We start from the raw sequence: 12182 nt of genomic DNA, 5'->3' as shown, positions 1-12182 counted from the left end.
TTTTAATGAAATATAATTTTATTTTTAAATATTTTATTATTTCTTAAATATAATCTACTCTCGACCGCCAAGCTCATTATTAAATTTATTTTGATCCGCCAGGCGAGAACCCTGAGTTTTAGTCTTACCAGATCGTTCAGCCAAGACGTCTTTATAAAGCCTCTTTTCGTTTTTGATTTTTACTAGACGATCGTCAGGCTTAATGCCCAGCACCGATACGCCTTTAAAATATTCTTTGAACAAAAAGCCGTCTTTATCGATTTTATCGCTATTTAAAAGCTTTTTGCCGACGTAGTAGAAGCGTTTTTGACAAATATCCGCGATAAATTCCTTATTGCTTTTTAGCCTTTTTTCAAAAGCGGTAGCCTCTTCGCCGATTATGCCCGAGTGTTGCAAGACGTAAAGGTTTTTATCTAAAATTTCAAGCTTTGCGGTTAATTTAAAAAGACTTTCGTTACGCCCGAGCATGCGAGTAACTAGCAGGCTATCCTCGAAATATTTCCTAGCCGCATCGTCCTCGCGGCCGCGATGAATAGCGATAGCGCGTCGCACTTTTTTATAATTTTCGATATCGGCCTTGCTCGCGCCCCTATTTTTCGGATAAATTTTATTGTAGTTGTAGCTAAAATTTTCAAGTAAATTTAGCCCTGCGGAATGGTCTTTATAGTGAGCCAATCGCATCTCGTTAAGCTGCGTAGCTTGACTGGAAATTTTATTTATTTTGTCGATTTCAGATAGCACGGCCTTGCTCTTTTCTTTGATGACTCGGTTACTTTCTTTTAACTCACGAGCGAGCTTATATACCCGTTTATTTCGCTTTTTAGTATAAAGCATAAAGAGCCGTAAGAGCTCTTCGTTATCTTTTTTAAGCGCGGCAAGCTCGTTATTCATAGCTTCAATTCGCCCTGCCGTAGCGTCATAGCTTTGCTTATTTTTATCCTGCATTTTTGAATAATAGTCGTTTATTTTATCTTTTGCCGTATAGTCGTCCGCTTCCAGCTTCACGGCGGATTTTACTTTGTTAAATTCGAGCCTTAAATCCTTTTGCAAGAAATTTTTATTCTCGTATTTTAGCCCACGAGCTCCGAGAGAGTAAGCGAAATTCGTACGCACGTCGTCAAAAAACTCTCTGATTTCGCTTCTGCTATCAAAGTGGATTTTTTTATTGGTAAAGCTATTTCGTTTATTTAAAACCACGTGCACGTGCGGATTATTCTGATGGGTGTGTAGCACGAAAGCATACTTGTGTCCGCTAAAATTTAGACCTAATACGTTATGTACGCTCTCGCTCAAAGCTCTTAATTTTTGCTGATCGTCGCAAGGCTCGTTGATAGAAAAAATTAGATGCCACGCGTCCTTCGAGTTTGGATTATCGCCGAAATCCTTGCCCCAATCTTTTAAAACTTCATCGCTGCCTACTCTCTCCCCTTTTTCATTGATAGCTGCGCCGTCGAGAGAGTTTTTAAGAGCGTAGTCGATGCAACGCTTGATGGAAGTTTTAGGTAAATTTGAAATCATCTTTACGACTGATTGCTTGGCAAAGTTATTTTTAGGAAAAGGAATATGCGAGCGAGAAAATCCTGCGCCGCTTCCAAAAGAAACGTATTTATGCTCCGATTTTGCCGTGCGAGTATAGCCGGCTCTGATAGCTTTTAGTTCTTCGAAAAACGCATCCCAATCGCGTCTTGCCAAATTCTCTCCCTTTTAAATTCTTAAAAAGTATTCATAGCTTTTAAAGATATTTGCAAAAGATGTTAGTGTAAGTAGCTTTAAGAAAAGATAATGCCAGAAGTAAGGCAGGATAACCCCTTTTATATATCACTTTTTTAAGTTTAGCCCATTTTACGGCGATAAAACGCCTAAAAATGGGGAAACTAAACTTAAAAAAGCTGTGATTTTCGGTAATTTTGCAATTGCCGAAAATAAAATAAAACGCAGAGCATTTTATTTTTGAGAAAAAGCAAGTAGGTTTTAAAAGGGAAAGCGTAAAAAAGCACAAAAATATTTGAAAAGTTAGAACTATATTCACGATGCGTAAAAATAAAACAAGAAAATTTTATTCGGATAAGCTTATGGACAAAATATAAGAAAAAATTAAAAATATCTAGCAAAAGTATTCAGAGATAAGCAAAACGAAACGGAAGAGAAAAATTTTAAAAGAATTTGTAAAATTTTTGAAAAGCGTAATTTTGTAAAAAGACTTTTTTAAAAAAATAATCGCAAAAAGCCTATAAAATAATCAATATGAAAAAGTAAAAAAGTAAATAAATACTTATAAAATCTTTAAAAGAATTGCTTGTATATCCTTTAAATCGCTATTCACAAAATCACTTTTACAAAATCTCGCTTTTTGAAAAATAGTATAGTGCTAGAAATCGAAAATATTCTAATCAAAAAGGAGCAAACAATGAGAGAAGTCTCAAAAAAGGCGAAAAGTATTTTTTACTTTTTAATGTTCTTGCCGTTTCATTTATTCGGAGCGGGCGGCCAAAACGTTTTAAAAACTTTGGAAACAAAGGCAAACGAACAAATCACTGAAGCCGGAAGTAGTGCCGCAAGCGTTATCAATACGGTAATCACCGTATTTGGTATTATTTGGGTCGTAGTATTCTTAACGATAATGTTCGTAAATATCGAGGCTTTAAAAAATAATATAAAATTGCTACTTGGTATCGCGATTATTCTTGGTATTGCATACGGCTTATCTGCCGCAGCAATGTAAAAGGTAAAAGCGAATGATAGTGACCGACTGCTATATGGACTTAACCAAAAGAACGAAAATCATAGGTCTAACAACCACGAGTCTATTCACGATTATAATCGCTGGATTTATCTCGTGGTTTATCTTGATTTTATATTCGCTAGCAGTCGTTGCTATTTTATACTGCTTCTTCTTTATTTTAGAATTTTTTGATGAAGACATATACGACATCATCGGTTCTAAAATGAAAATATCGCAAAACAAATTTTATGCATAGGTTAGAAAATGGCTCGCGGAATAATAGGCGTAATCAAAGAGTGGAATCAAAACAAAAAGAAAGAAAAACTAAAAAGAGAGCTTGGCATTGACGTAAGCCAAGAAAAACCAAGTATTAAAAATAAAACGGAAAACGACGTTTTATCAAAAATCAATAAGATCAATAAAAAAGCGGATGAAATTTTAATGATAGCAGAACCGCAAATTTATACACTGGCAAAAGAAAACAACATCGCCTGCAAATACGGCGAGAATATAATAATCACCAAAGACGGCAACGCAAGTATAGCAGTAGAGCTAAAAGGGGTAAGCTACGCCGGAATTAGCTTAGACGACGAGACGGACTACCTTTTAAACCGCGTTATGTTTTTTACGACTTTGAAAGATGACGTAGAAATAAATTTAATCATCAAAAAAACAAAGCAAGACTACAAAGAATATACAGACAAAAATATAAATCCGTATGCGAACGAGATCATAAAAAAATGGGAAACCAATCAAGATATATACGCTATAAGATACTTTTTAATAATTTCTACGATGACGAAAAATATCACAGGACTACTGGAAAGCTTTAAAACCAAAATGACTAGCGAAGAGGGCGACGAAAGCAACGAAAGCGCAAAATTAAAGCAAAAAATCGAGCTTTTAAGCGATACGTTCTCAAACATCAAAAACTACTTTTCGATTTATCAGCCAAGACAGCTAAGCGGCGATGAGATCATAAATTTTTATGCCACGTATTCAAACGCGAAAGAGACGAACCTTGCATATACGAATGAGCTGATCACAGATAGTTACATAAGCTCATACGTCGAATTTAAAAAAGACTACATAGAGTTTTACCGCAACGACGGCACGACCAAATACGCTAGATTTATCAGCGTAAAAGCCTACGAAACTGAGCAAATCAAGTCGATCATCACCTCAAATTTAATCAAAAGCAATAACGAATTTATGGCTATGATTTATCTAAAAGCCTACGAAAAGCGCAAGGCGATCAAGAAGATAAAGGACACCAAAGCGTTTGCGGTAGAGCTAGTCCGCCAAGAGCTAGATCAGTTAATGGAGCTAATCCAAGCCGACAGAGAAAATTTAGTAGAAACGAGCTTTTCGGTATATTGCCTAGCCGATAGCCTCAAAGAGCTGGAAAACCGCTCGAACGAGCTAAAAAATATCCTAGAAAATCAAGGATTAAATGTTGTCCGAGAAACGCTAAATCAAAAAGCTCTTTATTTTAGTTTCTTTCCTAGTCGCGGAAATTTAAACGCTAGAAAGAAAACGCTAAATATCAGCAACTTAGCCACGATCGCAAATTTTGAAAACGAAGTAACCGGATTTAACCAAAACGACTGGGGCGGCGAAGCGATAACGACATTTAAGCACCTAAACGGCACGCCGTATTTATTCAATTTTCACTGGCAGCCAGACGGCGATCGCCCAGCCGGGCATACGATGATAGTGGGCGGAACCGGAAGCGGAAAGACGACGCTGGCGCAATTTTTAATGACAAATTTATTTAAATACCCGATAGATATATTTGCAATGGATAAGCTACGCGGTATGTATAACTTCACGAACTACGTAGACGGCGAATATCACGATAGTGAGAGCGATGGCTTTAAATTAAATCCGTTCAGTCTAGCTGACACGAACGAAAATAGAGACTTTTTAAAGTCATGGCTACGCTTTATGGCCGAAGTTAAAAACGACGAGCATGAAGCCATAAACGATATTAACAACACGATAGACCGTATATACGACATGAAGCAAGATGGTCAAACGCTAACGCTAAGCGATTTTATTATATCGCTTCCAAGCGACAATAACGAGAAATCAAGACTAAAAATCAGATTTGACAATTATAAGGGTTCGATATTCGACAACAAAGAAGACGCCCTAAATTTTACCAAGCAGCTATCAGTGTTAAATATGGATGGCATACTGCAAAACAAAAAAACCGCCGGACTTACGGCTATATATATTTTTCATAAACTAAAAAATAAAGCCAAAAATAGCGCGGATAAGCGCGGCTTCTTTTGCTTTATAGACGAGTTAAAGGATTATTTGCAGGATGAGACGATGCAAGAAAAAATCCTAGAAGCAATCCTAGAAGTTAGAAAAATCGGCGGAGTAATGTGTATGGGCTTTCAAAATATGAGCTTATTTAACAACATTGAGCGCGGCTCGTCTTTTTTGGACAATATCGCAAATTTTGTCATATTTCCGACCAATAGCGAAGAGACGCTGGCGGAGTTAAACGCGATGATAGGATTAACGCCGACGGAAGCCAAATTTTTAAAAGAGACAAACTCGAATGCGAGGCAAATATTGCTAAATATGAAATTAAGAAACGAGAGCGCAAAGCTGGATATAGATTTATCGAGGCTCGGAAGCTACTTGCGAGTATTCTCGTCAAGCTCGGACAACGTAATGCTTTTAAAGCAGCTTAAAAACGATAGCCCGGTTCACTGGCGAAAACATTACATAGAATTTAAGGGGAAGAGGAGTTAAAGATGAAAAAGATTGCAATCATCATGGCGGCGTCGATACTAGCGGCGCTTTTAAGCGGATGCGCGGATAAACCTAGCAAAATAGAAAGAATAAGCCCCTGCGCTTGTTACGATTTTATAAAGGTGGGTTAAATGGCGTTTGAAGAGAGAAAGATCGACCCAAATTTTATTTTTAGAGCCGAAAGAAACATTAAAGCGTATATGTTTTATACGATCATAGCCCTCGCGGTCGTAAGCGTAAGTCTGGCGGTAGCAATAGCGCTTTTAACGCCGTTAAAGGAAACAAAGCCGGTTTTACTTAAATTTTCAGATGGCGACTCCCGCTTCGTGACTATAGACGATACGAGCCTAAATGTCCGCAGCAACGAAGAGCTGCTAAAAAGCATTTTAGCTGGATACGTTAAAAACAGAGAGATGATAAATCGCATAGATGATGTCGAGCGCTACAATGAGATACGCACGCAAAGCAGCAGGCAGGTATGGGAAGCGTTTCAAAGTTTAGTAAGCGATCCCAACTCGATTTATACGACTAAAAATTACTTCCGCAACATTCAAATTTTAAACGTAGCCGTTTTAAGTCAAAACGTAGCGACGGTCGACTTCCAGGCCGAGATCACAAATCCTACGCGCACCGAAGTAAGCTATAAAAAATACAGAAGCGCGATAGAGTACGACTTTCGCAACCAAAGCGGCACATACGCCGATACGATGAAAAATCCTACCGGTTTTATCGTAAGTAAATATCAAATAACGCAAATTTTGGACGAAAAGGGCTCAAAATGAGAAATTTAATAAAACTTTCGATCGTCTCGGCACTTGCTTTAAATTTAAGCGCGGCCGAGCCTCAAGAGGGACTAAGCGAAGAACAGATGAATCAAATCCGCGCCATTATGCGCCAAACGCAAGAGCTGGTAAACGAGCAGCAGCAAAACGGCTCTATGGGTGAAGATATATTTAACGATAAAAACAAAGACGTAAACAACAATATACAATCGAATTTTAAAATAAATCCGCTCGGACTATACAAACAAAGGCAGCAGCCGCAAGGGGCAAAATTTAACGACCCTAACGGCGGGCAAATTCCCGAACAAGACGTAATAGACTTCGGCGGTGCGCCCGATGGTTCGGATAGGCAGATAGGCAAAGACGAGCTGGAGCTTATGAAAAACGCCATCCGCAATCAAGATTTAAAGGCATTGCAGCAAAAATTTCACTCAAAGAAATACAGTGGATACGAAAATACGCAAGTAGTCAAATATCAGCCCGATAAAACCATCAAAATTCGCACGCGCCATGCAATGGCCACTACGCTGATATTTGATAGCGAGATAGATAATTTCGTGCTAGGTGACCAGACTGGCTTTAAAATAGAGCAAATCCCAAGCCAGCCTAATGCTATCGCAATAATCCCGCAACTAATCGGCATCGATACTAGCCTAACGATTTTTACAGGTGATGGAAAAATCCATACCTTTTATATTTTTTCAACGGATTATAAAAATTCAAGCGACCCAAGCTTCATAGTTCGTATAAAAGACGGCGAAACGCAAAAAGCTAAGCTTGCTAAGCTTGAAGAGGACGGCAAGGAGTATTTAACAATAAAAGACGGCATAGCCGAGCTGAAAGTCAAAAAGAGCGATATTTACAGCGGATATACGCAAAAAGCCAAAAAAGAAAATGAGTGGCTGCTATCGGCTGAAATTTTTAGCGATAAGAAATTTACGTATTTTAAGTATTCCAAAGACGAAATGCCGCAAATCCCTACTATTTACGCAGTCATTGATAAACAAGATAGCCCGGTAGAAACGAGGGTAATAGGCGATTACATAATCGCAGAGACTATAAATCCGAAATTTACGATTAAAAGCGGCGATAGCTACGTATGCGTAGAACGCAAAGAAACGCAGGCTGAAAAACTAAGAAAAGAGATAAGAAAAAATTTAAACACCGATGAAGAAGCCGTAAAACAAAGACAAAAAGAGAATAGCAAAACAATAACGAAAAACCAAGAAAAATATAACGAATCCACAAAGAAAGCAAGAGGATTTTAGAATGAAAAAGGGGAAGAAAACGCTGCTTTTAAGCCTTGCGACGCTTAGTATAATTTCCTCTCCCCTTTTGGCGGAGGAAATTTTTAACGAGGCGGCCGGGCAAGAGCAGCAAGACGAGCAAATAAGAAATTTACAAAACCAAAAGAATCTGAATCATCTTTTTGAAAATTCAAAATTTCCGGTCGACGATTACATTTATAAAGCCGGAAAGAAAATGCCGAGCGAGGACGGGCAAAATTTAGGCGAAATTTTAAAGAAATTAGAAGAACTCGAAGCTAATAAAAAGCAATCCGGGCAGATCACGCCAGGAGCGCCGGCCGCTACGCCCGAAGATATGACAAAAGAGCAAGAGCAAATGGCGCAGCGCGCTAGAGATAAACAAGAAGAGCTAAAAGCCAAGCAAGAGAGTCTAAAACAAGAAATAAGAAGAGACAACCAGGCCGCCTACGAAAACAAAATGCGCGAGCTAATAAGAGCTCAAATTTTAGCTAATCGCAACAACGAGATAAAAAACGTAAATCAAAACTCATTAAAATACGGCGCCGATGGCTTCTCAAATCAAAAAAGCCTAGATGTCAGCACGAATGAACACAGACTATACCGCACTATTAGAGCCGGGCGGCTGATCCCGGCAATTCTAACGAGCGCGATAAGTTCGGATTTGAGCGGAATAGTAACGGCTCAAATAGAGCAAGACATATATGCTGCTATGGGGCGAGCGGTGCTGATCCCTCGCGGAAGTAAAGTGATAGGCTTTTACACCAACGACACCAAAATCGGGCATGAAAGGCTGGAAATCAGGTGGCGCGAGATAATCACGCCGCAAGGCATTAATATAATGCTAACAGATGCAATGGCCGCCGATAATATGGGAATGAATGGAGTCGTAGGAGCGATAAATAATAAATATTGGGAACGCTACGGCATAGCCTACTCAATTTCAACGATTACGAACGCTTTGCTTTTAGGTATAGCCTCAAAAATGGGAAATTCAAACAACTCTTACGCCACCGAAATTTACTCAAATGCTAGAAGCGACGTAAGCAGCGTAGTGCAAGACATAATCCAGCAGCAAAGCCAAATCAAGCCAACCATAGAAATCAAAAGCGGAAGCCGTATATTTTTAGTGCCTACAAATCATATGTGGTTTGCAAAACCAAAAAACGGCGAAGTGATGATGCAATATTTTAACGATTAAAGGGAAAGCCGATGCAATACGAGCAAATCAAAAGCCAAGTTAAGACTGAGCTACAAAATAAAAAAGCAAACGATAGACTACTAAAACGCATAGCAAATCAGCTAAAAATTACCGAAAAGGCTGAGGCAAACGCTGCAAAAGAAAGGCAGAAGCTAGAAAAGCTAGTGCAAGAAAAAAACGATTTGGTAAGCACGAGCACAACAGAAGCAAGCCAAGAAGAGTAAAATGAGCGAAAGCATAATTTTAAATAATATTTTAGGCGTTTTAAAGCCGTATTTGACCCTGCGGGCAAACGAACTAATATTTAATCGGCCGTGCGAAATAAACATAGACTACGGCGACCACTGGGAAATGGTGCAAGACCCAAAGCTAGATATAAAATTTCTAAATAATTTTTTGATCGAGCTGGCCACTAGAAGAAATCAGCGCTTCGACGAAACGCATTGCCACCTCTCATGCGAACTGCCCGATCCGTTTTTGCGTTACCGCGTCCAAGCGCAGCATAAATCAAGTCTGTTTAATAGCGATATCGCAATTTGTATAAGGATACCCAGCAAAGAGGCCTTTAAACTAGAAAGCTTTACATTAAGTCAAAACGTGATAAACGAGGGCTGGACTTATGAAAAAATCAAAGAGCTGATTCGGGATAAGAAAAACGTACTTTTAAGCGGCGGAACGGGAAGCGGGAAGACCAGTTTTTTAAACTCGTTAATGGGAGAAATAGACCCGGGCGAGCGAGTAGTCACCATAGAGGACAGCCAAGAGCTGAGGGTAGAAAACGTAAATAAAACGCAGCTGGCCGTACCCAAAATCGCCACCGAAATTTACAGCTATCAGGTAGCGATCGATAATGCGATGCGCTTGCGACCCGATAGGCTATTTTTAGGCGAGATAGACATCCGCAATACCTTTTCGTTTTTAAGGGTAAACAACACCGGGCATGCCGGAAATTTAAGTACCTTGCACGCAAATAATCCCAAAGACGCCATAAAAGCCATTAAAACCAATATTATTTTAGGAGGCGGCCTATCAAGCGTGGACGATCGCATGCTAGATAGCCTTATCGTTACGGCGATCGATTACATTATCCAAATAGCCAGGGTTAAAAATCAAAGAGTCGTGACGGATATCTTAAATTTAAAAGAACTGGACATTGCAAAGATCGTAGCATGAGAAAAGTAGCCGCGCATTTTATATATTTTACCGAAGCCGACGCAAGGGTACTAAAACGCATATCTCAAAGACGCAATGAAAGTAAATCGGCAGTAGTTCGAAAGCTGGTACATGTAGAAAAATACGCTGACGTGCTAGAACAGATAGAAACGAATAACGAAATAATAAGCGAATTCTTACGAGAATTCGGTCGCTTGGGAGTAAATTTAAATCAGATTGCCTATCATCTAAATGCAAACATTACCGGCCCCGAAGAAGCCAAGAATGACCTAGAAAAAAATATGCGGAGCTTCGCAGTAGCCATAAAAGAATTAAGCGCAAAAATGGAAGATTTAAAAATAAAAATAGATGTCAAACATACTAAAACGCCGAGCAATGAGGGGACAAAAGGGGAGGAAAATGGATAGTTCAAAAGAATTTACCGCTAAAAGATGGGCTTGGGCTTTCTTCGTTTCGCTCATAATGGGCGTAGTGCTATATTTGGCGGTAGTCAAGGTTATTTTTAATCCGGATTTGATAAAAGTACCCGCAGTGGCGTATAAAATTTTAATAAATATAGGCGCGCCGACGCTAAAATTAAAGGCTTACGTTGCATTATTTACACTGATCGCCCCGTTTTTGGTAGTCTTTACGTGGTGGCTATTGCCGTATTTTAGAGACGGCGAAGATTATGGCTCAGCAAGGTTCGCGACGCCCGAAGACTTCCCTAAAATGAATATAAACTATAAAAACGGCTTGGTGCTAGGATGTCACAATATAGATAGCGATAATCCGCAGTTCTTAAGGGCTACGCAGCCGCTCTCAACGCTAGTGGTAGCACCTCCTGGAAGCGGTAAAACGGCGGGTATGATCATTCCGAATTTACTAAGCGTACCGGCTTCTTGCGTAACGTTAGATATCAAAGGCGAACTATATAAAAAGACAGCCGGGTATAGGCAAAAATATTTTAACAACGAAATTCAGCTATTCTCCCCTTTTAGCTGGGATAATACGCTATTTTTTAACCCGTTCGATCGCTCAATCGTTAAAGACATGGAGTATATACATATCAAAAAATTGGCCGAGCAGATAGCTTCTACCATTTTCGTAGGCGAAAAAGGCAGCGAAAACGATCACTGGATAAAATCGGCAAGAACGATGTTTGTATTTTTCGCCGAATACTTTATGCAAAAAGACAAACACGCTACGCTAGCCCAACTTGCACAAGCTCCAAAAGCCGATTATTTCGAGTATTTGGACGAAAAATTCGGCGAAGAGGCAATGAAAGAGATAGACGAGGACGACCCGGACAAAGAAAGAGAGAGAGACTATGACGTAGATACTTTTAAAATTTGGCTAAAACAGACAAGCTTTGACGAAAGTATCGACGAAAGCACGAGAAATCAGGCTAGAGCGTATGCAAGAGCCGCAGATAATGAATTTGCAAGCATAAAATCGACATACGATACATTTATGACAGTTTTTAGCAATCCGCAAGTAGCCAACGCAACCAGCAAGATGAGCTTTACGTTCGAGGATTTAAGAGCGAAAAGAATATCGATGTACGTAGTCGTTCAAACCGAAGATATCGAAATTTTAGCTCCTTTAATTCGTATTTTCATAGAAACATTATTTAAGAAATTAATGAGCGGAGAAGAGTGCAGCGATCCCGAGAGATTTATATACTTTTTTGGGGATGAGTTCGTGCGCTTCGGCAAGATGCCATTTTTATTAGAAGCCCCCGCACTTTGCAGAAGCTATGGGCTTTTACCGGTTTTTGTTACGCAAAGCTACGAGCAGATCAAAAAATACTACGGTGAAGACGATATGAATATCGTAAAAAATAACAGCGGATATCACGTAATTTTTAACATGAATAGCGACAAAGACGCAGAGGATACGAGTAAGTTAATCGGTGACTACACAAATATCAAAATCAGCAAATCGCAAGGTAATATGGAGCTGTTTAAAAGCAATATCTCAAAGAGCAAAGAAGCCAAAAAGCTAGTAACTGCCCAAGATTTGAAAAACCAAGATAGTAGCGATATTTTAATTCTTGTTAAAGGCTTTTACAAGATGCCCATCAAGGCAAAAGTGCCTTATTGGTTCAAGATGGCACAGTGGAAAGGGGCAGATAAGCTAGAAGTTGAGGCAAAGGACGACCAAGGCGAAGCTGCCGTCAAGCAAGACGCCTATACGGCCAAAAAAGGGAGCGAAAAAGAGGCAAAAGGCGAAGTAAATACGGCACAAAACGGCTCAAGCGAGATCAAGCCTGCGGATGATAAAAGACA

General features: G+C 39.4%; 12 protein-coding genes. 11 read left to right on the top strand and 1 reads right to left on the bottom strand.

Going from position 1 to position 12182, the window contains the following annotated elements:
- Window positions 1–54: 54 nt before the first annotated feature.
- Window positions 55–1692: a relaxase/mobilization nuclease domain-containing protein gene (locus Q0323_RS03685; protein WP_122872009.1), complete on the bottom strand. Its 1638-nt coding sequence runs from the start codon at window positions 1690–1692 to the stop codon at window positions 55–57.
- A gap of 715 nt (window positions 1693–2407) precedes the next feature.
- Here Q0323_RS03685 and Q0323_RS03680 point away from each other — a divergent pair.
- The 11 genes from Q0323_RS03680 to Q0323_RS03630 form a co-directional block, all read left to right on the top strand.
- A complete protein-coding gene (locus Q0323_RS03680) occupies window positions 2408–2722 on the top strand; it encodes a hypothetical protein (RefSeq protein WP_002952520.1) in 315 nt (104 codons plus the stop codon).
- Window positions 2723–2735: 13 nt separating this feature from the next.
- Entirely contained in the window at window positions 2736–2978 is a 243-nt protein-coding gene (locus Q0323_RS03675) for a hypothetical protein (RefSeq protein ID WP_002952523.1), read from the top strand.
- 8 nt (window positions 2979–2986) lie between these two features.
- The gene (locus tag Q0323_RS03670) at window positions 2987–5491 is read left to right on the top strand and encodes a type IV secretion system DNA-binding domain-containing protein (protein WP_009495752.1); all 2505 of its coding nucleotides are present in this window, start codon (window positions 2987–2989) and stop codon (window positions 5489–5491) included.
- Window positions 5492–5493: 2 nt separating this feature from the next.
- Entirely contained in the window at window positions 5494–5622 is a 129-nt protein-coding gene (locus Q0323_RS03665) for a hypothetical protein (protein WP_009495754.1), read from the top strand.
- On the top strand, window positions 5623–6273 hold the full coding sequence (locus tag Q0323_RS03660; protein WP_009495756.1) for a VirB8/TrbF family protein: 651 nt from the start codon (window positions 5623–5625) through the stop codon (window positions 6271–6273). It abuts the gene before it with no gap.
- The gene (locus Q0323_RS03655) at window positions 6270–7541 is read left to right on the top strand and encodes a TrbG/VirB9 family P-type conjugative transfer protein (protein WP_009495758.1); all 1272 of its coding nucleotides are present in this window, start codon (window positions 6270–6272) and stop codon (window positions 7539–7541) included. Before Q0323_RS03660 ends, Q0323_RS03655 begins: the two co-directional genes overlap by 4 nt.
- A gap of 1 nt (window position 7542) precedes the next feature.
- On the top strand, window positions 7543–8739 hold the full coding sequence (locus Q0323_RS03650) for a DNA type IV secretion system protein ComB10 (protein WP_009495760.1): 1197 nt from the start codon (window positions 7543–7545) through the stop codon (window positions 8737–8739).
- Window positions 8740–8750: 11 nt separating this feature from the next.
- Entirely contained in the window at window positions 8751–8963 is a 213-nt protein-coding gene (locus tag Q0323_RS03645; RefSeq protein WP_002952528.1) for a hypothetical protein, read from the top strand.
- A gap of 1 nt (window position 8964) precedes the next feature.
- Window positions 8965–9912, top strand: coding sequence for an ATPase, T2SS/T4P/T4SS family (locus tag Q0323_RS03640; protein ID WP_009495762.1), 948 nt, complete (start codon window positions 8965–8967; stop codon window positions 9910–9912).
- Window positions 9909–10319 carry a plasmid mobilization relaxosome protein MobC gene (locus Q0323_RS03635; RefSeq protein ID WP_002952533.1) on the top strand — a complete coding sequence of 137 codons (411 nt, stop codon included), beginning with the start codon at window positions 9909–9911 and terminating at the stop codon, window positions 10317–10319. Before Q0323_RS03640 ends, Q0323_RS03635 begins: the two co-directional genes overlap by 4 nt.
- On the top strand, window positions 10312–12182 hold a 1871-nt coding region (locus Q0323_RS03630; RefSeq protein ID WP_298051591.1), incomplete at its 3' end, for a type IV secretory system conjugative DNA transfer family protein. The genes Q0323_RS03635 and Q0323_RS03630, both read left to right, overlap by 8 nt.

It is taken from the genome of uncultured Campylobacter sp., from assembly GCF_938030145.1.
Classification (GTDB): domain Bacteria; phylum Campylobacterota; class Campylobacteria; order Campylobacterales; family Campylobacteraceae; genus Campylobacter_B.
Note: the sequence above shows the minus strand (reverse complement) of the source record. Positions and strands in the feature narration are given on the sequence as shown.

What these genes read in the sequence shown, in the direction of transcription:
- Q0323_RS03640 (WP_009495762.1), top strand. Translation starts at nt 8,965, where the DNA reads ATGAGCGAAAGCATAATTTTAAATAATATTTTAGGCGTTTTAAAGCCG.
- Q0323_RS03650 (WP_009495760.1), top strand. Translation starts at nt 7,543, where the DNA reads ATGAAAAAGGGGAAGAAAACGCTGCTTTTAAGCCTTGCGACGCTTAGT.
- Q0323_RS03670 (WP_009495752.1), top strand. Translation starts at nt 2,987, where the DNA reads ATGGCTCGCGGAATAATAGGCGTAATCAAAGAGTGGAATCAAAACAAA.
- Q0323_RS03665 (WP_009495754.1), top strand. Translation starts at nt 5,494, where the DNA reads ATGAAAAAGATTGCAATCATCATGGCGGCGTCGATACTAGCGGCGCTT.
- Q0323_RS03655 (WP_009495758.1), top strand. Translation starts at nt 6,270, where the DNA reads ATGAGAAATTTAATAAAACTTTCGATCGTCTCGGCACTTGCTTTAAAT.
- Q0323_RS03675 (WP_002952523.1), top strand. Translation starts at nt 2,736, where the DNA reads ATGATAGTGACCGACTGCTATATGGACTTAACCAAAAGAACGAAAATC.
- Q0323_RS03680 (WP_002952520.1), top strand. Translation starts at nt 2,408, where the DNA reads ATGAGAGAAGTCTCAAAAAAGGCGAAAAGTATTTTTTACTTTTTAATG.
- Q0323_RS03635 (WP_002952533.1), top strand. Translation starts at nt 9,909, where the DNA reads ATGAGAAAAGTAGCCGCGCATTTTATATATTTTACCGAAGCCGACGCA.
- Q0323_RS03660 (WP_009495756.1), top strand. Translation starts at nt 5,623, where the DNA reads ATGGCGTTTGAAGAGAGAAAGATCGACCCAAATTTTATTTTTAGAGCC.
- Q0323_RS03645 (WP_002952528.1), top strand. Translation starts at nt 8,751, where the DNA reads ATGCAATACGAGCAAATCAAAAGCCAAGTTAAGACTGAGCTACAAAAT.